This window comes from Nocardiopsis changdeensis, assembly GCF_018316655.1.
GTDB lineage: Bacteria > Actinomycetota > Actinomycetes > Streptosporangiales > Streptosporangiaceae > Nocardiopsis > Nocardiopsis changdeensis.
On record NZ_CP074133.1, the window covers coordinates 329,476 to 356,145 of the forward strand.

Genomic DNA, 26,670 nt, shown 5'->3' on the forward strand with positions numbered 1-26,670 from the left:
CCGTGACACTCGAAGCGCGCGGCCGGGGGCGTGCCCGGCGCCCGGAGGAGCACCGGGGCCGGCGCCCGGGGGTCAGGCGGTCTTCCACTCCGGGGCGAGGACCGACCAGATCTCGGTGTCGCGGCGGCTGCCCCGGTACAGGAAGTTGCCGCGCATGACACCCTCCCGGGTCATGCCCAGGCGGCGCGCCACCGCGATGCTCGCCGTGTTCTCGGTGTCCACGTGCCACTCGACGCGGTGCACCCCGCGCTCCTCGAACGCCCAGCCGATGAGCACCCGGGCGGCCCGGGTCACGAGCCCGCGGCCGGAGGCAGCGGGCTCCAGCCAGCAGCCGGCCTCGGCGGTGCCCTGGGAGGTGTCCAGCTGCGGCAGCAGCACACCGCCGACGAGCTTCCCGTCCAGCCGGATCCCGCAGATGCGACCCGTGTCGGCGGCGGTCCTGTCCGCGTACCGCTGGAGGTAGGCGCGGCTCGACTCCAGGTCGGTGACCAGGTCGGGCAGGCCGACGTAGCGGCCGATGAACTCCCGGCCCCGGTCGATGTGGTCCAGGAACTCCCGGGCATGCCAGGGTTCGAGCGGGCGCAGCTCGGCGCCGTCTCCGAGGGGTGTGCTGTACATCGGGCTCCTCGACCGGAACGGTCAATGGTGAAAGGGGACGGGCGCGGATGGGGGATCGGGCCCACCCTACGCGGGACATATGAGAGGTTCCTCCTGATTTTCTGGAGGAAAGCGGCGGGAGGACGGCTCCCCACCGCACGGGCGCGGGAGGCGCGCGCAGCCCGCGGCCGGCCGCTCCGGCGGCGCCCCGTCGGAGGGTGCGTTCCCCGGCCGTCGACCGCGATGGTGCGCGCGCGTCCCGGCGCGGGCGCCGTGGTGTACTGTCCGGGACGGCTCGGCGGCGCTGCGAGGACGGGACACGGGTATGCCAACGGCGGAGATCAACGGCCACTCACTCTTCTACCGGGAGTACGGGGAGCCGTCGGCCCCGCCCCTGGTCATGGTCCACGGCCTCCACGGCGAATCGGGTGACCTGGCCCCGGTGGCGGAACGCCTGGCGGAGTCCTTCCGGGTCGTCACGCCCGACATGCTGGGGCACGGCGAATCGGCCCACCCCGAGGAGTTCGTCCTAGAGGACCAGGGGCACGCCCTCAACGGGCTGATCGCGTCGCTGGGGTACGGCTCGGCCGCCGTTCTGGGCCATTCCATGGGGTCGTACGTCGCCGCGCAGGCCGCCGTCCTGGAACCCGCGCGGGTGTCGAAGCTGGTGCTGGTCGCACCGAAGGCGCACGGGTTGACGTCGTCGTCGGCGGCGTACGCCGAGCGCATGGGGTTCGACCTCGCCAGTGCGTCGGCCCGGGACGCACTGGAGTTCATGGCGGGGGCGCTCTGGTCGCCGGACACCTCGGACGACCGGCGCACGCAGATCCTGCTGAGCCTGGGCTCCGACCCGGCGTCCCCCGAGGAGAAGGCCGCGGTGGAACGGTCCCTGGCCGGGTTCGACCTGCGGCCCCACCTGGGCGGGATCACCTCCCCGACCCTGGTGGTCTCCGGCAGCGGCGACGGGCTGAACACCCCGGAGATGGGCCGGGAGGTGGCGGTGTCGATCCCCGACTTCCAGTTCCGGGTCTACGAGCACTCCGGCCACATGCTGCCGTACGAGGAGACCGACCGCCTCGTCGCGGACGTGACGCACTTCGTCCTGGGCTGAGCCCCGGTCCGCCGGTCGCGGGCGGCCGGGCGGGCAGGGCGCGGAACGGGGAGCGCTCTTCGGGCCGGGAGGCGCCGGCCGCGGGCCGGCACCGGGCCCGCCCGGGTCCACCGCACTACCTGCCCGGAGGCCCGCCCGGGTCCACCGCGGTACCCGCCCGGAGGCTCGCCCGGATCCACCGCGGCACCTGCCTGGGGGACTCGCTCGGGTCCACCGCGCTACCTGCCCGGAGGACCGCTCGGGTTCACCGCGGTACCCGCCCGGAGCACCGCCCGGGTCCACCGCGGTACCTGCCCGGAGGACCGCTCGGGTTCACCGCGGTACCCGCCCGGAGGACCGCCTGGGTCCACCGCGGCACCTGCCCGCGCCACCCGCCCGGAGGACCGCCCGGGCCGCCCGGGGTCCCCGGGCGGCCCGGGCGCGGGGCACGCGGGCGCGGCGCGGGCGGGCGGCGTGTCAGGCCCCGGGGTCCAGCGCGGCGGCGGCCGCGGCGAGGTCGGCGTCGTCGCGCGTGGTCAGGGCGTACAGGGCGTGCCCGATGGGGGAGGCGTCCCACAGGTGCCTCGCCTGTGCGACCAGGCCGGGGTGGACGCGGCCGCCCGCCTCCCCGTACGCGGACACGGCGGCCCGCAGCATCTCCTCGCCCGCGGCCCCGTACTGGGCGGCCAGGTCTCGGGCCGGGTCGTCCACGCGGGCCGTGGTCCAGTCCAGGACGCCGGTGATGGTGCCGTCCCCGTCGAACAGGACGTGGGCGGGGTAGATCTCGCCGTGCGTCATCACCGTGGCCGGGGGCCAGCAGGTGTCGTCCTCGAGCCAGTCCTGCCAGGCCCCGGCCAGGGCGGGCGCGACGGTGAACTCCTCGCGCACCCGCGCGATGTCCTCCGCCCACGACCGGCGCACCTGCGCCGGTGTGCGCACCTCGACCCCGGCGGCCCCGGCCCGCTCGGGGGTGATGGAGTGCAGGCGCGCCAGCAGGCGGCCCAGCCGCTCGGCGTAGCCGGGGTCGGCCGGGTCCATGTGCCACTCCGGCTCCCCGCCGGGCAGGGTCAGCCCGGGGGAGCCGGGCAGCGCCGGGTAGGCGACCAGGTCGGGTCCGCGCACCTGCCAGTCCGGCACGGCGATGCCCCCGGCCGCCAGGGCCGGGGCCACCAGGTCCAGGACGCGGGCCTCCGCGGCCATGCCTGCCGAGACGTCCGCGCGCCGCGGCACGCGCAGCACCCACCGCCGCCCCTCGGTGTCGTCGGCCATCACGACCCGGTAGTCCAGGCCCGCCTCGTTCACGTCCGCGGACTCCGGGAGCAGGTCCAGCCCGTGGGCGGCGGCCAGGGCGATGACATCGTCGATCGTGCTCATGGGACCACGCTCTCATCCGCGCGCGTCCCGTTTCCACGTCCGCGCCGCCCGGTCGCGCCGCCGTCCACGGACCGGGGCGCCCGTGCCCGGGGGAAGCCCGTCCGCCCTCAGCCCCGGAACCCGTAGCCGTTGCCCTCCGCGGTCATGATCAGGGTGAGGGCCCCGGACATCGCCCGGGAGGCGGCCCGGCGCTCCTCCAGGAGCCCGGGGGTGTCCGGCGGGGCCAGGCCCAGGGCCTTCGCCGCGGGGCGCGGGTCGTCCTCGTCGGGGTCGTCGGGGTCGAGGTCGCGGAACCGCTCGGCGGCGAGGAGTTCCAGCGCCTCGACCAGGTCGTGGCCCAGGACCCGGAACCCGCCCTCGGAGTCGGCGTACAGGACGGGGCGCCGGGGCCCCTCCCCGCACAGGTAGTAGGTGCCGCCCGCCCCCTCGTAGGCGAACGGCTCCAGGCGCCGGCCGCCGATGAGGTGGACCTCCTCGACGTGGGGGTCGCCGCCCCCGTACTGCTCGTCGAGGTCGGTGTACACGTCGAACGCGGCCAGGTGGTCCTCGGTGTCGGCGTCCCGCCGGGCGCGGCGGAGCAGTTCCGGCTCCTCGGCGGGGCCGGTGAGCCAGCCCGCGGCGGCCGCCGGATCGCCGATGTCGGCGGGCACGAGGCCGGCGGTGCCGTCGGCGCCCACGACGACGCGCACGGGGAGGCCGAGCACGGTCTCGGGCAGGTCGTACAGGGAGTGGGTGGAGTCCTCCGCGACGGGGGACAGGCCGAGGTCGGCGGCCACCCGCGCCCAGCCGAGCCGCTCGGCGGCGCACCTGCGCTGGTCGGGCACGCCGAAGCCGCGCACGGCCCCGGCGCCGAGCTCCGCGTCGGCCCGGGCCTGGATCTCGGCGTCGGGGGCGCCGGCGATGTCCGCGGCGGACCAGCCGGGGGAGATGAGGCTCGGCGGGACGAGGTGCGCGTGCCAGGCGTGCACCGAGAAGCCGTCCCCGAAGCGGACGGCGGGGCCGTGGGGGTGGTGGAGGCGGCCGCGGGCGTCGGTGTGGACCTCCGCCGGGGGCGGGGTGAGGACCGCGACGTGCTCGAACGCCCACCACCAGCCGACCGTCGGGGCCAGGTCCGCCAGGGCGTCCAGCCCCTCGGCGGCGGCGTCCGCGGCGAGGTCGCGCAGCAGGAGCGAGGCCAGCACCGGGGCGGGGGCGACGGGCGTCCGGGCCTGCTGCTGGAGCGTTCGCCAGTGCCCGTCGGAGGCCGCCGGTCCGTCCGTGGCGGGGACCGGGAGTTCCAGGTCCCGGGAGAGCGCGGCACGGGCTCCGGCGAGGGCCCGGTCGAAGAGGGCCGGGTCGGCGGGCGCGGCCGCCCGGGTGCGGAACTGTTCGCCGACCCGGTAGGAGTTCCAGGCCGGGGCCGGGACCAGCGCCTCCGCGGCCGTGAGGGCCCCGGACACGAGGCCCTGCGGCAGGTCCAGCCTCCAGAGCCGTTGCAGGAGGCCGTGGTCGGTGAGCGGGTCCGGGGCCGGCAGGGGCGCGCCGGCCCGGTCCCGCAGCGCCGTGTCGGACCGGAGGATGTGGACGGCGAGCAGCCCGGCGAGCGGGGACGCGCACCGGACGACGGCGGGCGGCGCCGCACCCCGGCTCCGGTAGAGGTCGCCCACGGCGCGTTCCGCCGCGCCCGGGTCGGGATCGGCCGCGCGCTCCCGCCACCGTGCGGCCAGCCCCTCCAGGGTGCGGTGCTGCTCGTCGGTCAGTCCGTTCGCGGACACGGTCACTCCTCGCGTGGATCGGTCGGTGCCCTGTGTGACGGGTGGTGCCGCCCCCCGGTTCCGGACACGGCCGCCCCGCCCCGGGCGGGGGCTCAGGGGCTGTGGGGTTCCGGGGTGGCCGGGGCCGGGCGGCGGGGGCGCACCAGCTGGGCGAGCAGGGCCAGCACCGGCAGCTCCACCAGCGGGCCGGCCACCAGGGCGACCGCGATCAGGGGCCGGTCGGGGAAGGCCGCGACCGCGATCGCCAGCGCGATGGGCGAGTTGCGGGCCGTGGCGGTCATGGTCAGCGTGACCGCCCGGTCGGCCGACAGGCGCAGCACCCGGGACAGGCCCGTGGCGATCAGCGGCAGCGTCACGAAGAAGACCACCAGCGGGGGCAGCAGCGCGAGCAGGTCGGCGCCGTGCTCCAGGACCATGCGCGACTGCCAGGCGAACATCGCGAACACGGCCGCGTACAGCAGCGGCAGCACCAGGTGCGAGGCCGGGCCGGTGACGCGGCGCTCGCGCCAGGCGGCTCCCCCGAACCGGGCCGAGGCCCACCGCAGCAGCATCGCCAGCGTCAGCGGGACCACGAGGACGAGCAGGACCGACTCGGCCAGTGTGGCGCCGTCGACCATGGCGGCTCGCCCGCCCAGCAGCAGCACGTACACCGGCAGCAGGAGCAGCTGGAGGACGAGGTTGACCGGCAGCAGGGCCGCGGCGATGCCGGTGTGCCCGCGCGCCATGGCGGTGAAGACCAGGTACCAGTCCGTGCACGGGGTCACCAGGAGCAGCAGCAGGCCGATGCGCAGGTCCGGTTCGCCGCCCAGCAGGCCCGCGCCCAGCGCCCAGGCCAGGGCCGGGGTGAACACGAAGTTGAGCACCAGACTGACGGCGACCAGGGTCTTGGCGTGGTGGACCTCACCCACGTGGGCGGCGTCCATCTGCACGAACACCGCGGTGAGCATCACCAGCAGGGCGGGCAGCACCGCGTGCCCGGCGACCGGGCCGACGTGCGGCAGCAGGCCCGCGGCCAGGCCCGCCAGGGCGGCTAGGGCCACGAACAGGCTCTGGAGGCGTTCGGCCGTGGACACCGGGTCAGCCCTTTTCGGTGGAGCCGGGCCCCAGGGCGCCCAGCAGGCGGGCGGCCTCCCAGGCCGGGGAGCGCTGCGCCGGGAGCAGCCCCCTCTCCCCGTAGTAGCGGAGGGTGGTGGCCGCCACGCCGGAGCGTTCGGCCGGTTCGGAGACCCGCATCAACACCATGCGCACACGGTAGGCCTTCGAGCCGACTCGAAGGTCGAGCCGCCGGACGCGGGGCGCTTTCAGGGCGTCCGGCCGTGCGCGCGTGACAGGTAGGTGGTGAGGGGGACCGGGCGGCCGTGGGGGTGGTGGCGGGCGTGGAAGGCGTACTCGCCGGTCGGCGTCGGGACGACCACCGCGCGGACCTCGGCGGCGGGCGCCACGACCGCGTCCAGGGCGCCGACCTCCGGGTACGCGACGAACGCGCAGGGCGTGGCCCGACCGCCCCGGCGGAGCAGCACGACCGCGCCGTCCTCCCGGACCGCCTCGGCCCCGTGCAGGGCCTCCACGGTCCAGGCGCAGCCGCCCGAGCGGGGCAGGTACTCCCCGGCCATGCGGGCGACCACCTCGCCCACCCGTGTGTCGTCGGGCGGCTCCCACACCCGGGCGTGGGGTTCCACGTCGTCCCCCATCGACACGGAGTCCCGGTCCACGACCACCCTCATGCGCCGCCTCCCCGTTCGCCGTCCCGGCGGCCGCCGGGGCCGTCGGTGTCCGCCGTGTTCCCTCCGTGCGCCGCGGGGCCGGGCGCGTGCCCGGCCCCGCGGCCGTGTCCCCCGGACCGGGTCAGTCCCGGTCCAGGGCGCTGCCGATCTCGCCGACGCGGTCGGCGAGCAGCCCGATCGCGCCGATCGCCCGTGTCACCGGGTCGTCCTCGGCCCCGCCCAGGGCGCGGGAGCGGCGGAACGCCGCCTTGACCTCCGCCCAGCGGGCCTTCTGCTCCGGGGTCATGGTCCCCCGCAGCTCGGCCAGCTTGAGCAGGTTGGCCTCCGCCCCCGAGGTCAGCGTCTGCGCCTCGCCCAGGTAGTGGTCGTCGATGATGGCCTCCACCTCGGCGTCGTTCATCACCGGCACGATCTTCTCCGCCAGCCGGTTCATGTTCCGGTACGACCCCTGGAGGCGGAACGGCGGCTCGGTGCGGGCGTCCTCGGACTGGGCCGCGGAGGCGATGTACGCCTGGTTGTTGGCCAACACCACCTCCTGGACGCGCAGCAGCTTGCGCAGCACCGACACGATCCGCTCGACCTCGACCGCCGAGTACGGGTGGCTCATCCGGTCGACGGTCACCGACTCGTCCCCCTGCGCCATGCGCACGAACAGGTGAACGTCCTCCCGGTCCCGGGTGGACAGCGGCGCCAGCGTCGGGTTGGAGGTGAGGGCGTTCTCGATGTAGCTCAGCGAGAACAACTCCTCCTTCCCCGACAGCACGTCGCCCAGGTTGTACACGTCGGCGCGGTTGGCCAGCATGTCCGGGATCCGGAACCGCTTGCCCTGCTCGGTGTACGGGTTGCCGGCCATGCAGACCGCGAACCGCTTGCCGCGCAGGTCGTAGGTGCGGGTCCGCCCGTTCCAGACGCCCTCCATCCTGCGCTGCCCGTCGCACAGCGAGATGAACTTCTGGAGCAGCTCCGGGTCGGTGTGCTGGATGTCGTCCAGGTACAGCATCGTGTTGTTGCCCATCTCCAGGGCGAAGGAGATCTTCTCGACCTCCTGCCGGGAGGTGGCGTCGGGCGCCTCCGCCGGGTCCAGGGAGGTGACCCCGTGCCCCAGGGCGGGCCCGTTGACCTTGACGAACACCAGTCCCAGCCGGCTGGCCACGTACTCCATGAGCGTGGTCTTGCCGTAGCCCGGAGGGGAGATGAGCAGCAGCAGGCCGCTCTGGTCGGTGCGCTTGTCGTCGCCCGCGGCGCCCAGCTGCTTGGCGAGGTTGTCCCCGATCAGCGGCAGGTACGCCTCGTCCAGCAGCCGGTTGCGGACGAACCCGCTCATCACCTTGGGCTTGTACTCCTCCAGCCGCAGCCGGTCGCGCTCGGCGGCCACCAGGGCGTTGCGCCGCTTCTGGAAGTCCCGGTAGGCGGGCACCTCCTCCAGCCTGAACCGGCGGGTGCGCGGCAGGATCTCGTCGAGCCGCACGTCCAGGGACCGGTCCCGGATCCGGGGGTGCGAGCCGAGCAGGCCGGTGACGGTCTCGTGCACCGCCGCGGAGGACTCGTACCGGTCCACCCCGGCGAGCGCGATCGCCGCCGCCTCGGGCAGGTCGCCGGGGTCGACGTCGTCGCGGGTGGCCGCGTACGCCTCCAGCCACGCGCCGACCAGCTGGTACCGGGCGGCCAGGTCGTCGCCGAGCCCGCGCAGGTCCTCCTCGAAGGACTTGCGCGTGGTCTCCCGGGTGCTGCCCAGTGCCCGGGAGAACCGGTCCAGCAGCGTGCGCGCCCCCGGACCGGACACGAAGCCGCGCTCGGCGGGGCTGTCGGCGGCCAGCTCCTCGAACAGGTAGTCGCCGACCAGGTCCAGGTCGGCGTCCTGGTACAGCCCCGTGTCGGTGAGGAACGCGTCCACGGCCCCGGCCAGCTCGGTGCGCAGCGCGTCGGCGGCGGTCGAGCGCCGGGCCCCGAACACCGCGCGGGCGCGGGCCAGCGACGCCGCCCGGGTCGCCCAGGAGGTCCGCCGGCCCTGGTCGGCGCCGAACGCCCAGAACAGCTGGGCGACCGCGCGCGTGCGCCCCGGGTAGCGCAGCAGCCCGGCGCCGGCGCGCAGGCGCAGCAGGGACGACAGGATCTTCGCGGCGTCGTGGTCGTGCACGCCCCGCTCGTAGCCCTCGTCGTAGCGGGACTCGGCCGCCTCGCGGACCAGGGCCGACAGCGAGGCCCCGTTCTCGGGGTGCAGTTCGGCCTCGTGCAGCCGGGCCAGGCCGTCCGCGCTCTCCTCGGCCGCCGCCAGGATCGACGTGGCCAGGTACTCGGCCCGGTACACCTCGGGGCTCTCCGACACCAGCAGGCGGTCCCACAGGTGCCGGGTCCGCGCGAACTGCGGGTCGGTCACCGGCTCCCGGAAGTCGGTGCCGGTGACCGCCACCGCCATCTCCCCCTGGAAGGGGGTGAGGGTGAGGTCGATCGGCTGGGAGTTGATCGCGAACCGGTGCCTGCCCAGCCGGATGGTGTCGCCGTCGTACAGGTCGGTGCGGTCCTGGAGGGACCGCCCCGCCTCCTGGCGGGCGGCGAGGATGCGGCCCTGGAGCTCCTCGGCGCGCACGGTGTCGCCGAGTTCGCGCATCTCGTCGGCGGTGCGGCGCAGCCGCGCCACCATCGCGTCGGAGGCGAAGTAGGTGTTGACGTCCTCCAGGGTGGACAGCGACGCCACCCTGCGGTGCACGCCCTCCAGCACGCGTTCGGCGGAGGCCGCCAGCCGGTCGGCGCGGCGGGCCCGCTCGTCCACCAGCGACTGCTTGCGGGTGGAGAACGCCTCGTACACGTCCTCGCGCTTGTCCGAGAGCTCCCCGAGGAAGTCCTCGAACTCGGCGAACCGCGACTCCAGGTTCTCCAGCTGGAGCATGATCCGCCCCAGCTGCTCGTCGCAGCGCTCGGGGGTGTCGGCGGCCGCCAGCGCCCCCGTGACGGCCTGCCCGAGCAGCGCGAACTCGGCCGCGAACTCGGCCCGGCCCTCCAGGGCCAGCAGCTCCTTGCGGCGGGCCTCCAGGGTGGCGCGGGCCCGGTTGATCCCGGCCAGCACCTCGCTGATCCGCTCCAGGATGCGGGTGCGCACCTGGGCGTCGCCGATCTCCAGCGACCCGATGACCTCGGTGACCGTCTGGAGCCCCTCGGTCTGCGCGGCGATCCGCTCGCCCACGGCGGTGGCGGCGCTGACCGCTTCGAGGGTCTCGGCCTCCTCCACCAGCCGCTCCACATCGGAGTGGTAGCCGGCGAAGGCGTCCTCCTGCTCCAGGAACGCCACGGTGCGGCGGCCCACGGAGCCGATCTCCTCCTCCAGGGACCGGTCCAGCCCGGCGAGCAGGTCGGCGTCCACGTAGCGCATCTCGCCCAGCGTGGCCGCCTGCCCCTGGGCGCGGCGCAGCTCGGTGAGCCGGGTGATCCAGCCCTCCGCGGTCCGGGGGGCCTCCCCCCGGGAGGTGCGGATGAGCGCCGTCGCCCTCTCCTGCGCCGCGGCCAGCGCCTCGGCGGCCTGGGCGGTGAGCGCCTGGACGGTCTCGAACTCCTCCAGCACCCGCTCGGCGGTGGCGCGCACCTGGGAGAGGGGGGCGGCCAGGTCGCCCAGCTCCTCCTCGCCCAGCCAGTGGAACCGGTCCGACACCCGGCGGCAGGCGGCGATGAGCGCCTCGAACACCTCGGTGGAGGGGCTCATGTCCTGGGCCATCCGCGCCACGGACAGGCAGTCCGACACGCCCCGCACCAGCTCGGCGTTGCCGATCCGCTCCAGCGGGCCGCTGCCCACGGGCTGGGCGGCGGCGTACTCGTCGGACACGAACGGGGTCTGCCACACCTGCATGGGGTGGACCCGGGTGGGCTCGCCCGACGTCTCCCGGAACACCGTCATGGTGCCGTCGTCGAACAGCGAGTACCCGTGGCAGACGATCGGGTTGGCGACCTCCTTGCGGATGGTGTTGTACGGCAGCAGCAGGCTGCGGCCGTCCGCCCGCGAGTGGAAGACGTACAGCACGTCCTCGCCGTTGGGCGAGCGCACCACCCGCTCGAACTCCAGGTCGGTGACGTCGGTGTCGAACGTCCGCGCCACGCCGGTGGACAGGTAGTAGCCGCCGGGGAAGATCAGGCCCTGGTCGTCGGGCAGGCGCTGACAGGACTGCCCGATCCCGTCGAGGCGCAGGACGTCCTTGGTGTGCCGGTTGAAGACCAGGTGCCGCCACACGATCTCGTTGTAGGGCCGGATCCGCAGCAGGATGAGCGGCCCCACCTCGGCGTGGAACACCGAGGCGTCGGCCAGGCTCTGCAGCGCCTCGTCCACGGGCTCGCTGTAGACGCCCTCGCCGACCTCGGTGTTGTTCTCGATCTTGATGGTGAGGTCGCCGCCGACCGTCTCCACGAACAGCTCGTCGAGGATCGAGATGTGCGGGTGGCGGCCCGGGACGTGGTCCTCGCGAGTGGCCTCCACCCACGAGAACTCGTGCGAGGGCGGGAAGACGTGGTCGCGTTCGCCGCGCTCGTCGAGGTAGGCGATCTCGCCGGTGGGCGCCACCGTCCACCGCAGCACCCGCACGTCCTCCGTCTGCGGGCCGATCTGGAACACGGCCAGCAGCCGGTCCTCGACCTTGCGCAGCTGGAGGAGGCGGGCGTCGCGGTAGTAGCGGTAGAGCTGACCGAAGTCCTGCCGGAACCGCGCGTCCTCCAGCAGACCCGGGAGGGTCCCGGCGGGCGCGTCGGTGAAGGAGAACCCGTCGCCGTCGTGCTCGTAGCGGTGCAGCGAGAACACGTCGGAGACGTGCGTCTCCCGCTGCATGCCGATGAAGACGTTGTAGCCGAACAGGATGGTGTCACCGGTGCCGCCCCCGACGGAGCCGCCCACGCTGACGATGTCCCGCGGCGTGCAGTTGTGCTCGGTGCGGATCCGCTCGGTGCCGAGCAGGGTCAGCTCGGTGCCGCCGAACACCTCCAGCCGGCGGGTGTTCAGTTCCTCTGTACGGCGGGCCAGCTCACCGGTCTGCTCGCGGAGCCGGGCGCGGAGCACCTCGTAGGTGCCCGCGTCCAGCTCCTGCGCGTCGACGGTGTCCGGCCCGGGGCCTGCGGTCTCGGGGGCCTCGGTCACGGACGGCTACCTCACTGCTTCACGGCGTTGGCGGGGGCGAGCGCGGTCACCGGCAGCTGGTCCAGGCCCATGGAGCGGGCCGCGGACAGCAGGCCGTTGAGCTTGCCGTTGTCGCCCTGGCCGCCGTTGATGAGCTGGAGCAGCAGGGCGGACACGGTGAGGTTCTTGACGTCCTCGGTGTCCAGCGACGACACGACCTTCTTGATGTCGCGGACGAAGTCGCCCTCGCCGTTCAGCCAGCTTCCGCCCAGCGCCTGCATCGTCTCGGAGCTGCCGACGAAGCCGTCCACGGCCTTGCCCAGGCCGATGGAGTTGACCATGCGGTCGAAGAAGACGCCGTCGCCGCCGACGATGTTGATGTCGGCGTTCTCCAGGCCGGTGGCCAGCACGGTGGCCTGGGCCTCCGCGACCTGGCGGTGGACGTCGATCCCGGCCAGGCGGACCTCCTTCTCGGCCTCCAGGCGCAGGCGGTACTCCTCGTGCTCGCGGCTGACCTGGTCCAGGGCGGCCATGGCCCCGGCCTTGTCGGTGAGGCCCGCGGCCTCGGCGCGCAGCTTGGCCTCGATGCCCTCGGCCTCGGCGAGCATCTTCGCCTGGACGGCCCTGGCCTCGGCCTCGGCCTTGAGGCGGGAGACCTCGGCCTCGGCGGTGCCGACCTTCTCGATGGCCGCGGCGTCCTGCTCGCGGACCTGGACGTCGGCCAGGCCCTGGGCGGCGGCCTCGGCCTGGATGCCCTCGGCGAGGCGGATCTTGGCGCGGGTGTCGAGCTCGGCGGCCTGCTGGCGGGCCTCGGCGAGGGTCAGTTCCTCGGCGGCCCTGTGCTTGGCCGCGGCCTCGGCTGCCTCGGCGGCCTTGATGTCCTTGACCAGGCGCTCCTGGGCCTCGGCCTCGGCGTGGATGATGATGGCCTGGCGCTGGCGCTCGGCCTCCTCGACCGCGCGCAGGCGCTTGATGGCCTCCTCCTGCTCGGCGACGGTGCGGTCCACGGCGACCCGCTCGCGGATGACGTCGGCGACCTCGCGCTTCTCGGCCTCGACCTCCTTGTCCTTGGAGATCCGGCTCAGCTCGGTCTCGCGCTCGCGGCCGATGACCTCCAGCATGCGGTCCTTCTCGATCCGCTCGGTCTCGATGGCGATGACGCGCTCGCGGTTCTTCTCGGCGACCGCGATCTCGCGCTGCTGGTTCTGGTGCTGGACGCCCAGCGCCTCGGAGGTGCGGATGTTGGCGGTCTCGGCCTTGAGGCGCTCCTCGGCCTGCACGCGGGCCGTCTCGGCCTCCTCGCGGGCCTTGATGATCTCGATCTCCCGCTTGGCCTTGGCCGCCGCCTCCTCGCGCCGCTTCTCCAGCTCGGCGAGGGTCTCGGAGGTCTCGGTGTTCTGGCGGTCGATCTCCTTCCTGCGGTCGTTCTCGAAGGCGTTGGTGCGCTTGTGCTCGGTGGCGGTGCGCTCGGTGATCTTCGAGATGCCCTGCGCGTCGAGGATGTTGTTGGCGTCGTGCTGGTGCAGCGGGGTCTGCTCCAGGTAGTCGATCGCCACGTCCTCCAGCACGTAGCCGTTGAGGTCCTGGCCGATGACCTCGACGATCTGCTGGCGGAACTCCTCGCGCTGGGTGAACAGCTCCTCGAAGTCGAACCGCTTGCCGACGGTCTTGAGGGCCTCGGCGAACTTGGCGTTGAACAGCTCCTGGAGGGTCTCGGGGTTGCTGGCCCGCTCGGTCCCTATGGCCTTGGCGACCCGCTTGACGTCCTCCTCGGTCTCGTTGACCCGGATGAAGAACTTCACGCTGATGTCGGCGCGGATGTTGTCCTTGCAGGTGAGGCCGTCGCGGCCGCGACGGTCCAGGTCCAGGGTCTTGACCGAGATGTCCATGTACTCGGCCTTGTGCAGGACCGGCAGGATCACCGCACCGGTGAAGGTGACGTGGACGTCGCGCGTCTTGGAGATGATCAGCGCTTCACCCTGCTTGACCTTCTTGAACATCTTCAGGATGGAGACGATCAGGAGGAGCAGGACGAGGAGGGCGACGGCCAGGGAGATGCCGACGGTGAGGAACGCCGCGTCGGCGGCCTCTCCGGTGGATGGGGCGCTCAGCAACACGTATGGGGGCCTTTCTGCGATTGACCGTGCGGGGTCGAGTGGCCGTGCGGGGGCGGCGCGGGCGGGGGTGCGGGGCCCGGACGCTCCCGGAAGGGGGCTCGTGGAATGGGACGCGGGCCCCCGGCCGGTGGTTCCGTCCCCCGCGGGAAAGGCTCGTGCCCGAGGGCCTCGCGCACGAGCCGGTGGCCGGAGGACCCGGGGTGCCGGCGGGCGCGGGCCCGCCCGGGGCGGTCTTGCCCGGGTCAGCCCCGGCCGGGATCAGCCCTGGCCGGGGTCCAGCGCCGCGTCGAAGCCGGTGACCAGGAAGACGTCCCGGTCGTCGCTGTGGTCGAAGATCAGGGCGGTGCTCCCCGACGGCAGCACCTCGCCGCCGATGGTGCGCACCGGGATGGTGATGGAGGCCCCGCCCGCGGTCGTGATCTCCGCGTGGCCGAAGCCCTCGTTCGCCGAGCCGATCCGGATCACGCAGGTGCGGCCGACCAGTTCGTGCTTGGACGACCCCTTGCCCTTGGGCAGGAACCGCTGCACGGCCATGACCGCGCCGCTGGTGAACGCCCACGCCGCCACGACGGCGATGACGAGGACGACCGCTCCGAGCGCCCAGAGCAGGGCGCCGTCGGGGGTGAGGAGACTGGTCACGATCCCGCCCATCATGCTCACGAACCAGGCGGAGAGCACCAGCACGGTGATCTCCACGGTCACCGGGGCCCTGCCCAGCCCCACCCGCCCCATGACCGCGCTCGCGCCCGCGGGGTCGCCGTCGGAGTCCGCGGAGTCGAGGACGTCGGTGTCGGCCAGGCCGACCGCGACCACGATCCAGTAGAGGACGATCACGAGGAGCATGGGGGTGAACAGTACGGTCGGGAAGCCGAAAGCCGTGCTGAGGAACAGCCCCACGCGGATCACGCCCCTTCGCGTCCATCCCGGTCCCCGGCGGCGCACGGGGGATGGTGGCCGTCAGGACGGGGACCGTGCCCGGAACTTTACCCAACGTCCCAGTTGAACGCGGTCCGGGGGGCCGGGCGGCGTGGCCGGAACCGGCCACCGCCGCGCGGATTTCCGCGACGCGCGCACGGGCACCGGGGTTTACGGCGCAGTATTTCCGCACAGTGAATTCTTCGAGGTCATCGGGTGTCGTTTTCCCGGAACGCCCGGCCCGGCATTCCCCGGAACGCGCCCGCCGACAGGCGGATATCACATTGAGCGACGGGGCGGGATTCAAAGGTATTCGGATCCGGGTGCGGCGGAGGGCTGTGGCGCTTCCCGAACGCCTCATTTAGGATCTGCTGCACCGCACAAGCGCGCCTACGGAGGGCGAGGTCTATCTCGTGAACCCCGGAAGCGGTTTCAACGGAGTCTTCTTCCGCCTTCTCGGGCCGCTCCAGGTCGAGGCGGGTTCCGAGCAGGTGCACATTCCCCCCGGCCGCCAGCAGGTCATTCTCCGTGCGCTGCTGCTGGAGGCGGGGCGCACCGTTTCCACGGACCACCTGGTCGACGTGACCTGGGACTGCGATCCCCCCGACACGGCCCGCACCCAGGTGCAGATCTGCGTCTCGCGGCTGCGCAAGAGCCTGGCCCCCCTCGGCACGCCCCTGCTCACCTCCCCGCCGGGCTACCTGCTCCGGGTGGAGCCGGAGGCCGTCGACGTCCACCTGAGCCGCGTCCTCGCCGAGAGGGCCGGGGAGGCCGTCACCGGGGGCCGCCCGGAGGAGGCGGTCGCCCTGCTGCGCCGGGCGGCGGGCCTGTGGCGCGGCCCGTCCCTGGGCGGCCCGTCCGGCCGCCTGCTGCGGCCCCTGGCCGACCGGCTGGACGAGGACCGCGCGTCGCTCGTCGAGGCGTACCTGGACCTGGAGCTGGAGCTGGGCCGCCACGACCTGGTCGTCGGGGAGATCGACGACCTCGTCCGGAGGCACCCCCTGCGCGAGCGGCTGCGCTACCAACTCATGCTCGCCCTGCACCGCTCCGGGCGCCGGGCCGAGGCGCTCCGGGTCTACCGGCGGGGCCGGGAGCTGAGCACGGCCGAGCTGGGGCGCGAACCCGGGCCGGAGCTGCGCGCCCTGGAGGCCGCCGTCCTGGCGGGGGAGTCGCCGCCCGACCCGGAGCCGGCCCCGGCGGCGCCCGCCGCCCCCGCCGCGGTCCCGGCCCCGCGCTCCCGGCCGGGAGCCCCGTGCCCCCGCCAGCTCCCCGCCGACACCGCGGACTTCTCCGGACGAGGGGAGCAGGCGGCGGCGCTGGAGGCCGCCCTCACCGGGCCGGGCCGCGACGGGGGCCGGGCCGCCCTCTGCGCCGTCGTCGGCCTCCCCGGCGTCGGCAAGAGCGCCCTGGCCGTGCACGTGGCCCACCGGCTGGCCCGCGCCGGCTTCCCCGACGGGCAGCTCTACTGCGACCTGCGCGGCGGCAGCGGGACCCCGCTGGACCCCGCGCGGGCGCTGGCCCGGTTCCTGCGCGCCCTGGGCGTCCCCGACCGGGCGCTGCCCGAGGGGCTCGGGCCGCGCGCGCGGATGTACCGCGACCTGCTCGCACGGCGGCGGGTCCTGGTGCTCCTGGACGACGCGGCCGACGAGCGGCAGGTCGCCGACCTGCTGCCCCCCGGGCCCGGCTGCGCCGCGATCGTCACCGGCCGCTCCGGCCTCGCCGGGATCCCCGGGGCCGACCTGGTCGAACTCGACGTGCTCCCGCAGGACCAGGCGCTGGAGCTGCTGCGCCGGGTGATCGGACCCGAACGGACGGACGCCGACCCCGAGGCCGCCGCCGAGCTGCTGCGCACGGTGGGCAGGCTGCCCCTGGCCCTGCGGATCGTCGCCGCCCGGCTGGTCGCACGGCCCCACTGGTCCCTGGCGTCCATGGCCGCCCGGCTCGCCGACGAGCGGCACCGCCTCGACCAGCTCTCCCACGGCGGGCTCACCGTGCGCGCCGGCCTGGTGCCGGGCTACGAGGGCCTGGCCCCGGACGCCCGGCGGACCCTGAGACTGTTCGCGCTGGCCGAGGGCCCCGGGCAGCCCGGGCAGCCCGGCTGGGCCGCCGGGGCGCTGCTGGACGACCGCAGGCCCCGCCCCGACGAGCTGCTGGAACCCCTCGTCGACGCCCGGATGCTCGCCGCCGACGGCACCGACGCCGCGGGCGGCCCCCGCTACCGGTTCCACGACGTCGTCCGCCTGTTCGCGCGCGAACGCCTGGCGGAGGAGGAGACGGAGTCCGAGCGTCGGGAGGCGGCGGCCCGGCTGGTCGGCGGCTGGCTCTTCCTGGCGGAGGAGGCCGACGTGCGCACCGGGGGCGGCTCCGGCCGCATCGGCGCGGGGGGCCGGTGGCGCCCGCCCCCGGCCGATGCCCTCCTGCGCGACCCGGCGGCCTGGCTGTCGGAGGAGCGGTCCCGCCTGTGCGCGGCCGTGGACCTGGCCGCCGACCACGGTCTCGACGAGCTGTGCTGGAACCTGGCGCTGGCCCTGGTCCCCCTGTTCCACCGGCGCGGGTACCTGCGGGAGTGGGACCGGGTCAACGACCGGGCCGCCGAGGCGGTGCGCGCCGCGGCCAACCGCCGCGGGGCGGCGGCGGTCGCCTACTCCCGCGGCTGCCTGGACCTGGACCGGAGGAGGCTCTCCGACGCCCGCGCGGCCTTCAAGGAGGCCCTGGCGGCGTTCGGGGAGCTGGGCGACGTGACCGGCCGCGCCTGGTGCACCTGGGGGCTGGCCCGGCTGGAGCGGGCCGCCGGGCGCCGCGAGCGCGCCCTGGAGCTGTGCGGGCGGGCCCTGCGCGACTTCCAGGAGGTCGGCAACCCGGACGGGGAGGGCCGCGCCCTCGTGCTCAGCGGACACCTCCGCACGGCCGCCGGCGCCGTCGACGCGGGGGAGGCCGACCTGGCCCGGGCGCTCACGCTGTACGAGCGGACCGGGGACCCCCGGGGCCGCGCGCGGGTGCTGAGCCGGATGGGCCGGATGGCGCGGGACCTGGGTGACGAACGGCGGGCGCTGCGCCTGCTCACCGAGGCGCGGGAGCTGGCCGGCGGGGAGGAGCGGGTGCCGCGTACGGTGCCCGGCACCCGGGACCCCGGGGACCGGGGCGGGACGGCGGCCCGGACGGCCCGGGCGCCGGAGCAGGCGTGAGCGGCGTCCCCGCCCGGGGCGGCCGCGGCCGCCCCGGTCACCGCGGGGCGCGGTCCCAGGAGGCGATGAGCCCGTGCTCGGACAGGGAGAACACGTCCCTGTAGACCAGCGTGGCCATGCGGGACGTCTCGGTGAACGCCCCCTCGGCGACCACGCCCTCCCCGCTGACGCGCACCAGGTCCACCCGGTGCAGGCCGCGCCCGGCCAGGTGCTCCCGCAGGGCCGCCTCGACCCGGCGCCGGCCCCGGGTGTCGGGGACGCCGGGCAGGCTCAGGCGGGTGTACTCGTCCAGAAGGGAGGCGCAGCCGTCCAGGTCGGCGCGGTCGACGTAGTCGTAGAGGAGGAGCACGTGTTCGGCGCCCGCCCGCGCCACCCTTTCGCTGCGGCCGGGGGTGTGCTCCTGGCCGTGTGCGGTCATCCGGCACCTCCCCGGCCGGGGGTGCGCGGAACACCGCGGACGGCGGAGGCGTGGTTCATGGCGACTCCCGGGCGCTCGTGGTTCGGGGCCCACGCTAGGAAAACCCCCTGTCACCGGCCTATCCCCGGGCTATCCCGGCGCCTGCGCCGCGCTTCCCGGTAGCCGATATATCACTTAACGTGATATTTGCAGTTCCCTTCCGTCCGTCTTTCAACCATCCGAAATTTGGGCCTGGGTTCCAGCGGTGGGAATGTGAGAATTCGACCACGACGACCTCGGCTTTCGGTCGAATAAAGTTCGCTTCTCTTCGCAATGCGTGTGATATAACTCCGTTTCGGGAGTCGTTCTCTTTGATTTCAGAACGGTGGGGAGCTGTGTGATCACGACGGGCGACCGGCCTGGCGACGACGGAATGGCGTTCCGCGTGCTCGGCCCCATCGAGGTCCGGGGCGCCGCGGGCCCGGTCCGGGTGCCCGTCGGCCGGCAGCAGACCGTCCTGGGCATCCTGCTCCTGGAACTGGGCCGTGTCGTCTCCACCGACCAGATCGTCGACATCCTCTGGGAGCACAGCCCGCCGGAGACCGTCCGGACCCAGGTGCAGATCTGCGTCTCCCGGCTGCGGACCCTGCTCAAGCCGACCGGCGCCGTCATCGAGACCCGGTCCCCCGGCTACGTCCTCAACGCCGCCCCCGAGACCGTGGACGCGCACGTCTTCCGCTCCCGGGTCCGCGAGGCGACCGCCCTGTCCCAGCAGGACCGGGGCGAGGAGGCCGCCGCCCTGCTGCGCTCCGCGGTCGGCCTCTGGCGCGGGCCGGTGTTCGGCGGCGTCGGCGCCGAGGCCCTGCGCGCCCGGGCCACCCACCTCGACGAGGAGCGGATGGCCGCCGTCGAGTCCTATCTCGCCATCGAACTCGAACTGGGGCGGCACCAGCGCCTCATCGGCGAGATCAACGGACTGGTCGAGGAGCACCCCCTCCGCGAGGGGCTGCGCGCCCAGCTGATGCTGGCGCTGTACCGGTCCGGCCGCCAGGTCGAGGCGCTGGAGGTCTACCGCCGCGGACGCGACCTGCTCATCGAGGAACTGGGCCTGGAACCCGGATCCGAGCTGCGCGAACTGGAGCGCGCCATCCTCGCCGGCGACCCCTCCCTGGAGCACGCGCCCGCGCAGGGCCCGGCCCACGCCGCGGGCGGCGGGCCCGCCACCGCGTTCGGCGGCGGGGTCACCCCCTTCCAGCTGCCCTCCGACACCGTGGACTTCGTCGGCCGGGACGGCACCATCGACCGGGTCGAGGGCGTCCTGGCCGAGCCCGGCAACGGAGCCCGGGTCGTCGTGCTCATGGGACGCCCCGGGGTCGGCAAGAGCTCCACCGCCGTGCGCGTCGCCCACCGGCTGGGCCCCGAGCGCTATCCCGACGGACAGCTCTACTGCGACCTGCGCGCCACCCGGGGGACCCCGCTGGACCCCGGCGAGGTCCTGGGCCGCTTCCTGCGGGCGCTGGGCGTGCCCGGCCCCGCCGTCCCCGACGACGTGGACGAGCGCGCCGCCATGTACCGCGGCCTGCTGGCCACCCGCCGGGTCCTCATCGTCCTGGACGACGCCGCCACCGAGTCCCAGCTGCTGCCGCTCATCCCGGCCGGCCCCGGCTGCGGGGTCCTCATCACCTCCCGGGCCAACCTCACCGGCCTGCCCGGCGCGACCTTCCTCCCCCTGGAGACCCTCACCGAGGACGCCTCGCTGGCCCTGCTGCGCCAGGTCCTGGGCGACGCCCGGGTCGACGCCGAGCCCGAGGCCGCCCACGCGCTGGTGGGCGCGGTGGGGAGGCTGCCCCTGGCGCTGCGCATCGTGTCCGCCCGCCTCGCCGCCCGCCGCCACTGGTCCCTGTCCTCCATGGTGGACCGGCTGGCGGACGAGCGGTACCGCCTGGACGAGCTGGCCCACGGCGACATGACGGTGCGGGCCAGCCTGTCGCTGACCTACGACGGCCTGGAGGCCGGGACGGCCCGCGCCTTCGGGCTGCTCGGCCTGGTCGAGGGCCCCACCATCCCCATGTGGTCGGCGGCCGCCCTGCTGGGGGACGACCGCCCCTTCCCCTCCGACATCGTCGAACCGCTGGTGGACGCCCACCTGCTGGACATCGTGGGCACCGACCCGTCCGGGGACCCGGTGTACCGCTTCCACGAGCTGGTGCGCGACTACGCGCGGGAGAGGTCGGCCGACGTCGAGGACGACGCCTCCCGCGGTGCCGCCATCGACCGCCTCATGGGCGGCTGGCTGGCGCTGCTGGACGCCGCCAACGACGACCTCATGGGCGGGGAGTACCTGCGGGTGCGCGGCGGGGCGCCCCGGTGGTCCCCTCCCGCGCGGTACGTCGAGCGCGTCCTGCGCGACCCCTACGCCTGGTTCGAGGGCGAGCGCGCCAACCTCCGGCACGTGGTGCTCCAGGCGGTCGAGCTCGGCATGGACGAGCAGAGCTGGGACCTGCTGGTCGGCTTCTCGGTCTTCCTCACCCGGCGCGGCTACATGCAGGAGCTGGCCGAGCTGCACGACCGGGTCGAGCCGTTCGTGCGGGAGCGCGGCAACCGGCTCGGCATGGCCTCCCTGTGGGCCACGGTCAGCGAGGCGCTCAGCCACCGCTACGACGGGCCCACCCGGGCGGCGCTGCTGGAGCGGTCCCTGGAGGCGTACACCGAGCTCGGGGAGGTGCGGGGCCAGGCGATCGCCCGCCGCGCGCTGGCCACCCTCACCGCCGAGGCCGGGGACGAGAAGCGCGCGCTGGGCCTGTGCGAGGAGGCGCTGGAGGGTTTCGTCGCCGTCGGGGACCTGGGCGGCCAGTGGCGCAGCCTGATGCTCACCGGCTACCTGCGCGGGCGCGGCGGCGACGTCGACGGGGGCCGCGCGGAACTCGACCGGGCCCTGGAACTGGCCGGGCGCACCGGGGACCCGCGGGCCAGCGCCCAGGTGCTGCGGCGCAGTGCCCAGCTCGACCTGCTCCGGGGGGACGTCGGGCAGGGGATAGGGCGGCTGCGGGAGGTGCTGGCCGTCGTCGAGGAGCTCGGCGACCTCGTCGGCCAGGCGATGGTGCTGCGCGACCTGGGGACCGCCTGCGCCCAGGCGGGCCGGATCGATGAGGCGCGGGGATTGCTGGAGCGCGCGATGGCGGCCTTCGACCAGCTCTACGAGGAGAGGGAACGAGCCGAGGTGGCATCCGTGTTGGCCGACCTCGGCTGACCGTTCGCCATCGTCCTCACCCCGCCCGCTACTTCTCCCAGCGGTCGGCCGGGGTGTCCACCTCCACCGTGACGGTGGCGGGGCCCTTCTCCCCGGGAGCCGACGGGACGTCGACGGTCACCGAGACGGCGGCGCCGGGGCCCGTCTTCTCCCAGCGGTCCTCCAGGGTGCCGGCCCCCGTGTCCGCCAGGGCGGGGGAGGCGCCCAGGGAGACGGCGACGGCGGCGGCGAGGGCGAGGGAGAACTTGACGATCCGCATGGTGACCTCCGTTGGTGAGGGCCCCGTCTTCTCGGGGGATGGCCACATCCTGCCCCGCGCCGCCGCCGAAGGCTTATCACAGGGCTATTCGCACCATTGCACGGCGCTGACAAGGGCCTATCCCGCCCGGGGATAGGTCGCGGATAGCGGGTGGATGCCCCCCTTTCCGATGATCGTGGGGAGCCGATCGCGGGAGGAGATCCCGGGGCATCGGACCGGGATCGCCTTGGAATGCGGAGTGGTGATGAACGACGTCCCCATGCTTGAGACCCTGGGAGAGTGCCGTGTCGACGGGCGCCCCGTGCGCCACCGGCGGGCCGCGGAGCTGGCCGCGGTCCTGCTCCTGTCCGACGGGGCGGCCCCCCGCGACTGGCTCTCCACCGTGCTGTTCGAGGGCGACCCCTCGCCGTCCAGCCTGCCGACGCTGGCCATGCGGGCGCGGCGGATCGGCCTGGACGTCCGGTACGAGCGCGAGATCGGCGCGTACCGCATCGGCGAGGGGGTCCGCTGCGACGTCGTCGAGTTCCTGTTCCTGCTGTCGCACGGCTACGTCGCCCAGGCGATGGAGTTCTACAAGGGCCCCTTCATGGTGCGCAGCCAGAGCCCCTTCGCCGTCCAGACCCGGGCCCACCTGGAACAGCGCATCGTCGAGGCCGTCGTGGACACTGGCGACGCGCGCCTGATGGCCGACACGCTGCGGGTCGTGCGCGACCCGGGGATGCGGCGGGCGCTGGTGCGCGACGCGGACGCGGCGCTGGTCTGACGGGCCGGTCAGGGCGGGGAGACGAGCAGGAGGGAGGGGACGGCATGCGGAAAGGCCAGGCGGAGCAGGCTGTACCCCGCTCCGGCCGCGCCGGACAGCGCCGGGGCGGCCCCCGGGGTGAGGCACCAGCCGCGGGCGCGGCCGTGCGCGCACAGGCCCGCGGCGGCGCGCAGCGGGGCCTCCTCCGCGCCTCCGCCGCGCCACCGCGCGGCCGACACCAGGAACTCCAGGACGCCCAGGTCGCCGTGGCAGGCCCCGTGGTCGCCGGTGGAGCGCAGGCCGCCGCGGAGCAGGGCGTCGCGGACGGCGCGTTCCAGGGACGCCAGGTCCTCCAGGGCGGCCGAGCGGACCGCCGGCTCACGCGCGTCGGCCAGCAGGGACAGCCGGGAGAGGCCGATCCCCGCCAGGCCGTGGCACCACGACACGTCCGCGGGCGGACGCCGCTCCAGCGCCTCACGCTCCCGGGACAGCAGCCGGCCGACGGCCCCGCCGTACCCCGCGCCGGGCAGCGCGGCGTCCATGCGGGAGAGCGCGACCAGGACCCCGGTGGAGCCCGAGGCCATGCCGGGCTCGGGGGGCGCGGCGGCGGTCTCCTCGGCGAGCACCGAGGCGACGCGGTCGGCGACGGCCAGCGCCCCCGCCCCGGGCAGCGCCGCGTGCAGCGCCAGCGCGGCCAGGACGGTGCCCGCACGTCCCCCGGCCAGGCCGGGGGAGCCGGTGCCGGTGTGCCCGCGCAGCAGGTCCAGGTGCGCCAGGGCGCCCCGGGTCCGGGCGTCGTGTCCGCGCACCGCGCCGGCCGCGGCCAGGTGGACCAGTGCGGCCGCGGCCCGGCCGAACCGGTCGGGGGCGCGGGGGGAGAAGCGCAGGGCGGCGGTGTGGTCGGCGGCGGCCTCGGCGCGGGCCCGCAGGCCGGGGCCGCCGTCGAGGTCGGCGAGCCGGGCCAGCAGCGGTCCCGCCCCCGGGTCGCGGGGAGAGGCCGCGGGCCAGGTCCGCGGCCGCGGCGAGCGCGGTCTCCCCGTCCAGCGGGTGGTCGCCCGGGCGCGGGTCGGCCGCGTCGGGGTCGTCCGGGCACAGGTCGCGGGCGGTCCGGCGGACCAGCGCCACCGCCCCGCCGGCGCCGTGGCGGTCCAGGGACCGCAGCCGGCGGCGCACGGACGCGGCCGGCGCCTCGGCGAGCACGCCCGGGACGGTGCGGCCCGCGCTGTCGACCAGGTCGACGGCCCCCGCCGGGCCCGACAGGTGCGGCAGGTCTCCCCTGAGCAGGTCGGTGGACTCCGCCCGCAGCAGCGCCGACCACAGCCGGGCGTCCCCGTCCCCCGGCAGGGGCCGGGGCAGCAGCAGGGAGCGGGTGAGGCCGTCGCGCAGCAGGTCCGGGCGGTCCCCGGCGTCCAGGGAGGCCGTGTACAGGGCGGCCGGGTAGAGGTCGTGCCGCAGCAGGGCGCGGGACAGCCCGCCCAGCGGGCCCTTCCGCGACAGCCAGGTCCCCCGGTCGGCCACCAGGGCGTCGTAGGCGAACGCGAACCCGTCCGTCAGCGCGCCCGTGTGCCCCTCCAGCGGCAGCACCCCGCCGCCGGAACCGGGCAGGTGCTCGTCGTCCTCCAGGGGCTCCTCGTCCAACGGGTCGTCCTCGTCGCCGTCCTGTGAGACCGCCGCGTCCACGGGTCGCTCGGGCGGCCGGACCACCCCCGCCAGCAACCGCTCGGCGTCCGTCAGCACCGGGTGCGCGCCGTGCGCGACGATGTCCCGGTGGCGCGGGGCACTGCCGCTCAGGGCGTGGGCCAGCGCGGTGACGGCGCCCAGCCGCCAGTAGAAGGCGACGCCCTCCCCCTCGGGGCAGGGCTCGTGCTCGACGCGGAGCGTCCACCCGTGGTCGGGCAGGCGCAGCACCGGGACCGAGGCCAGCCGGTGCGCGGGGCCGCGCGCGTTGAACCAGGAGACGATCCCCTCCCACAGCACCGCCGCGTCCGGCGGGCGCGGGGTGCGGACCATCCGGACGTCGCCGAACGAGACCACGGCCCCGGCCAGCCCGCCCGGGCGGCGCACGTACCCCGAGCCGAAGTCCACCAGGGTCACGGCGTCCAGCCGGCCCCCGTGCAGCCGGTCCAGCTCCGGGAGGTCGGCGACCAGGTCGCGGGCCAGCTCCAGCCGGGACTCCTCCCAGCGGGAGAGCACCTCCGCGACCCGGCGCAGCAGCACCGTGTACTCCTCCCACAGCTCGCGCTGCACCCGCGGCCGCGACAGCAGCTCCAGGTAGGCGCGGAACCGGGCCTCCCCGCTCGCGCCGCCGATCCGGCCGGAGAGCTGGGCGAACTGCATCTCCAGGGCCACGGTCGGGGTCATCAGGCGGCTCAGCTCCTCGTCCGGCCACGCCCCGGCCAGCAGGTCCGGCAGCCCGGCCAGGCGGGGGTCGGCCCCCCGCACCAGCGCGGTCGCCGCGTCGTGCAGGGCCCTCTGGTGTCCGTGCACGGCGTCCAGCGCCGGGCGCAGGAACCCGGCCGCGTCGGCGTCGGCGAGGAACGCCTCCCGCGCGCGTCCGGTGTCCCGCCCCAGGGCGATACGCGCGTCCGCGCGGCGCACCCACGCCTCCGGCGCGCCGGAGGCGGGCGCGTCCCCGGCGGCGTCGTCCGCCGCCCGCCGCCAGGGGAGTTCCTCGACGGTCCATTGCCTTTCCATGTTCGGCTCCCGTTCCGACCGGGGTCCCGATGACGTACCGGTGCTGTGGACCCAGTCTCACCAGGGGCGTTCACGTCGCCATCACGCCGGGGCCGGCGCCGATAGGCGGCCGATAAGCGGGCGATGGGGCCCCGGGCGACAGTAGGTGTGCAGGGATCGGACCCGTGCCGAGAAGGAGGCGTGATGATGAGGACCGTGGAGGTGTCGACACTGGGCCGCTGCGCTGTGGACGGCACGGCCGTGGCCAACCGCAGGGCCGTGGAGCTGGCGGCGCTGGTCGCCCTGTCGAACGGCTGCGTGCACCGCGACCGGGTGCTGGTGGAGCTGTTCGAGGCCGACCCGGCCCCGTCCAGCCTGCCGACCCTGGCCATGCGCGCCCGCCGGGCGGGCATCCCGCTCGGCTACGACCGGCGCCGGGCCTGCTACACGCTGGACGGCGCGGTCCGCTTCGACGTCGTGGAACTGCTCCGGCTCGTCCGCGCCGGGGACCCGGAGCGGGCCCTGGACCTCTACGCCGGCCCCTTCCTGTCCACCAGCCAGAGCCCCTTCGCCGCCGACACCCGGGCGGGCGTCGAGGGCGCCCTCGTGCGGGCGGTCCTGGCCCGGGGCGACGTCGCGCTCATGACCCGGGCGGACCGGTTGGTCAAGCACCCGGAGCTGAGCGAGGAACTGGTCAGGCGCGGCGCCGATCCGGCCACCGTCTCGCTGAGCCGCTCCTGGCTCTCCGGGCTCGGCTTCCCCGGCTGAGCCCTCCCGGCGGTGACGGGACCGCGGGCGGGAGGAGGACCCCGAACGACCGGAAAGGCCGCCCTTCCAGGTACCCCCTCCCCCCTGTGCCGGGGTGGTCTCTGGTACGTGCACCAGTCTCCGGCGCCGGATTCGCAGGGGCTTCACACGGCCCGGAAAAAAATTCTCGGAAGGATGTCGATCCGGCGGCCGCCCGTTCGACGAACAGGTGAGAGCGGGGGAGGGACCCCCACACCGCACGGAAGGCGAACACCATGCGCTACATGATGTCGATCATGTCCGACCCGCAGGCCGAGGCGAACACCGAGATGACCCCGGAGATCTTCGAGGCGATGGCCGCCTACAACGAGGAGCTGGTCAAGGCCGGCGTGCTGCTCGCCGGGGACGGCCTGGCGCCCTCCGCCGAGGCCGTCCGGGTGACCTTCTCCAACGGCGGGGCCCGGGTGACCGACGGCCCCTTCGCGGAGGCCAAGGAGTTCATCGCCGGGTACTGGATCCTCCAGGTGTCCTCGCCCGAGGAGGCCGTGGAGTGGGCCAAGCGCTGCCCCCACCCCCCGGCGGGCGACTCCGCGGAGCTGAACCTGATCCTGCGCCGGATCATGGACACCGACGACTTCAGCGACGACATGATGCCCGCGGAGCTCAAGGACCGCGAGCGCGAACTGCGGGGGCGGAACGCCCACGAGGCCCACGAGGGCTGACCCCGGGGCGGGTTGCGGCGGTGTGTCCCGCGGTG

General features: G+C 75.0%; 19 protein-coding genes. 6 read left to right on the forward strand and 13 right to left on the reverse strand.

What is annotated here, in order from left to right:
* Nucleotides 1–72: 72 nt before the first annotated feature.
* Nucleotides 73–618: a GNAT family N-acetyltransferase gene (locus tag KGD84_RS01630; protein ID WP_220564357.1), complete on the reverse strand. Its 546-nt coding sequence runs from the start codon at nucleotides 616–618 to the stop codon at nucleotides 73–75.
* Nucleotides 619–922: 304 nt separating this feature from the next.
* On the opposite strand from KGD84_RS01630, the gene KGD84_RS01635 reads away from it, so the two are divergent.
* Nucleotides 923–1,708 (forward strand): alpha/beta fold hydrolase, encoded by a 786-nt coding sequence (locus KGD84_RS01635; protein ID WP_220564358.1) that lies wholly within the window; start codon nucleotides 923–925, stop codon nucleotides 1,706–1,708.
* A gap of 456 nt (nucleotides 1,709–2,164) precedes the next feature.
* On the opposite strand, the gene KGD84_RS01640 is transcribed toward KGD84_RS01635, so the two are convergent.
* From KGD84_RS01640 to KGD84_RS01675, 8 genes are all read right to left on the reverse strand, one after another.
* On the reverse strand, nucleotides 2,165–3,061 hold the full coding sequence (locus KGD84_RS01640) for a macrolide 2'-phosphotransferase (protein WP_220564359.1): 897 nt from the start codon (nucleotides 3,059–3,061) through the stop codon (nucleotides 2,165–2,167).
* A 107-nt stretch (nucleotides 3,062–3,168) separates the two neighbouring features.
* Nucleotides 3,169–4,815, reverse strand: coding sequence for a DUF6745 domain-containing protein (locus KGD84_RS01645; RefSeq protein ID WP_220564360.1), 1,647 nt, complete (start codon nucleotides 4,813–4,815; stop codon nucleotides 3,169–3,171).
* Between the two features lie 92 nt (nucleotides 4,816–4,907).
* Nucleotides 4,908–5,888: an arsenic resistance protein gene (locus tag KGD84_RS01650; protein ID WP_220564361.1), complete on the reverse strand. Its 981-nt coding sequence runs from the start codon at nucleotides 5,886–5,888 to the stop codon at nucleotides 4,908–4,910.
* A 4-nt stretch (nucleotides 5,889–5,892) separates the two neighbouring features.
* Complete coding sequence (locus KGD84_RS01655) at nucleotides 5,893–6,057, reverse strand: MerR family DNA-binding transcriptional regulator (RefSeq protein ID WP_255646965.1); 165 nt, start codon at nucleotides 6,055–6,057, stop codon at nucleotides 5,893–5,895.
* Nucleotides 6,058–6,116: 59 nt separating this feature from the next.
* Nucleotides 6,117–6,539 (reverse strand): hypothetical protein, encoded by a 423-nt coding sequence (locus KGD84_RS01660; RefSeq protein ID WP_220564362.1) that lies wholly within the window; start codon nucleotides 6,537–6,539, stop codon nucleotides 6,117–6,119.
* 121 nt (nucleotides 6,540–6,660) lie between these two features.
* Nucleotides 6,661–11,649 carry a DNA repair ATPase gene (locus tag KGD84_RS01665; RefSeq protein ID WP_220564363.1) on the reverse strand — a complete coding sequence of 1,663 codons (4,989 nt, stop codon included), beginning with the start codon at nucleotides 11,647–11,649 and terminating at the stop codon, nucleotides 6,661–6,663.
* Nucleotides 11,650–11,660: 11 nt separating this feature from the next.
* Entirely contained in the window at nucleotides 11,661–13,745 is a 2,085-nt protein-coding gene (locus KGD84_RS01670) for a flotillin family protein (protein ID WP_220564364.1), read from the reverse strand.
* A 258-nt stretch (nucleotides 13,746–14,003) separates the two neighbouring features.
* Nucleotides 14,004–14,642 carry an OB-fold-containig protein gene (locus tag KGD84_RS01675; protein ID WP_220565457.1) on the reverse strand — a complete coding sequence of 213 codons (639 nt, stop codon included), beginning with the start codon at nucleotides 14,640–14,642 and terminating at the stop codon, nucleotides 14,004–14,006.
* Between the two features lie 431 nt (nucleotides 14,643–15,073).
* Between KGD84_RS01675 and KGD84_RS01680 the strand changes: the two genes are divergently transcribed.
* The gene (locus tag KGD84_RS01680) at nucleotides 15,074–17,845 is read left to right on the forward strand and encodes an AfsR/SARP family transcriptional regulator (protein WP_220564365.1); all 2,772 of its coding nucleotides are present in this window, start codon (nucleotides 15,074–15,076) and stop codon (nucleotides 17,843–17,845) included.
* Nucleotides 17,846–17,882: 37 nt separating this feature from the next.
* Here the strand turns inward: KGD84_RS01680 and KGD84_RS01685 are convergent, their stop codons facing one another.
* Complete coding sequence (locus tag KGD84_RS01685; RefSeq protein ID WP_220564366.1) at nucleotides 17,883–18,263, reverse strand: nuclear transport factor 2 family protein; 381 nt, start codon at nucleotides 18,261–18,263, stop codon at nucleotides 17,883–17,885.
* Between the two features lie 376 nt (nucleotides 18,264–18,639).
* Between KGD84_RS01685 and KGD84_RS01690 the strand changes: the two genes are divergently transcribed.
* Nucleotides 18,640–21,492, forward strand: coding sequence for an AfsR/SARP family transcriptional regulator (locus KGD84_RS01690; RefSeq protein ID WP_338151201.1), 2,853 nt, complete (start codon nucleotides 18,640–18,642; stop codon nucleotides 21,490–21,492).
* A gap of 28 nt (nucleotides 21,493–21,520) precedes the next feature.
* Here the strand turns inward: KGD84_RS01690 and KGD84_RS01695 are convergent, their stop codons facing one another.
* Nucleotides 21,521–21,751 carry a hypothetical protein gene (locus tag KGD84_RS01695; RefSeq protein WP_220564367.1) on the reverse strand — a complete coding sequence of 77 codons (231 nt, stop codon included), beginning with the start codon at nucleotides 21,749–21,751 and terminating at the stop codon, nucleotides 21,521–21,523.
* A 244-nt stretch (nucleotides 21,752–21,995) separates the two neighbouring features.
* Between KGD84_RS01695 and KGD84_RS01700 the strand changes: the two genes are divergently transcribed.
* Nucleotides 21,996–22,514, forward strand: a complete 519-nt coding sequence (locus KGD84_RS01700; RefSeq protein WP_220564368.1) for a hypothetical protein — start codon at nucleotides 21,996–21,998, stop codon at nucleotides 22,512–22,514.
* Between the two features lie 8 nt (nucleotides 22,515–22,522).
* Here the strand turns inward: KGD84_RS01700 and KGD84_RS01705 are convergent, their stop codons facing one another.
* Both KGD84_RS01705 and KGD84_RS01710 read right to left on the reverse strand, forming a co-directional pair.
* Complete coding sequence (locus KGD84_RS01705; RefSeq protein WP_260697178.1) at nucleotides 22,523–23,035, reverse strand: lanthionine synthetase LanC family protein; 513 nt, start codon at nucleotides 23,033–23,035, stop codon at nucleotides 22,523–22,525.
* The gene (locus tag KGD84_RS01710) at nucleotides 22,968–25,187 is read right to left on the reverse strand and encodes a DUF4135 domain-containing protein (RefSeq protein WP_260697179.1); all 2,220 of its coding nucleotides are present in this window, start codon (nucleotides 25,185–25,187) and stop codon (nucleotides 22,968–22,970) included. Before KGD84_RS01710 ends, KGD84_RS01705 begins: the two co-directional genes overlap by 68 nt.
* A gap of 183 nt (nucleotides 25,188–25,370) precedes the next feature.
* Between KGD84_RS01710 and KGD84_RS01715 the strand changes: the two genes are divergently transcribed.
* Nucleotides 25,371–25,934: an AfsR/SARP family transcriptional regulator gene (locus KGD84_RS01715; protein ID WP_220564370.1), complete on the forward strand. Its 564-nt coding sequence runs from the start codon at nucleotides 25,371–25,373 to the stop codon at nucleotides 25,932–25,934.
* 254 nt (nucleotides 25,935–26,188) lie between these two features.
* Complete coding sequence (locus KGD84_RS01720; RefSeq protein WP_220564371.1) at nucleotides 26,189–26,635, forward strand: YciI family protein; 447 nt, start codon at nucleotides 26,189–26,191, stop codon at nucleotides 26,633–26,635.
* Nucleotides 26,636–26,670: the final 35 nt, after the last annotated feature.

Coding starts and splice junctions, on each gene's coding strand:
- KGD84_RS01630 (WP_220564357.1), bottom strand. CDS start 618: ATGTACAGCACACCCCTCGGAGACGGCGCCGAGCTGCGCCCGCTCGAA.
- KGD84_RS01635 (WP_220564358.1), top strand. CDS start 923: ATGCCAACGGCGGAGATCAACGGCCACTCACTCTTCTACCGGGAGTAC.
- KGD84_RS01640 (WP_220564359.1), bottom strand. CDS start 3,061: ATGAGCACGATCGACGATGTCATCGCCCTGGCCGCCGCCCACGGGCTG.
- KGD84_RS01655 (WP_255646965.1), bottom strand. CDS start 6,057: ATGGTGTTGATGCGGGTCTCCGAACCGGCCGAACGCTCCGGCGTGGCG.
- KGD84_RS01660 (WP_220564362.1), bottom strand. CDS start 6,539: ATGAGGGTGGTCGTGGACCGGGACTCCGTGTCGATGGGGGACGACGTG.
- KGD84_RS01685 (WP_220564366.1), bottom strand. CDS start 18,263: ATGACCGCACACGGCCAGGAGCACACCCCCGGCCGCAGCGAAAGGGTG.
- KGD84_RS01695 (WP_220564367.1), bottom strand. CDS start 21,751: ATGCGGATCGTCAAGTTCTCCCTCGCCCTCGCCGCCGCCGTCGCCGTC.
- KGD84_RS01700 (WP_220564368.1), top strand. CDS start 21,996: ATGAACGACGTCCCCATGCTTGAGACCCTGGGAGAGTGCCGTGTCGAC.
- KGD84_RS01705 (WP_260697178.1), bottom strand. CDS start 23,035: ATGGACGCCGCGCTGCCCGGCGCGGGGTACGGCGGGGCCGTCGGCCGG.
- KGD84_RS01710 (WP_260697179.1), bottom strand. CDS start 25,187: ATGGAAAGGCAATGGACCGTCGAGGAACTCCCCTGGCGGCGGGCGGCG.
- KGD84_RS01715 (WP_220564370.1), top strand. CDS start 25,371: ATGATGAGGACCGTGGAGGTGTCGACACTGGGCCGCTGCGCTGTGGAC.
- KGD84_RS01720 (WP_220564371.1), top strand. CDS start 26,189: ATGCGCTACATGATGTCGATCATGTCCGACCCGCAGGCCGAGGCGAAC.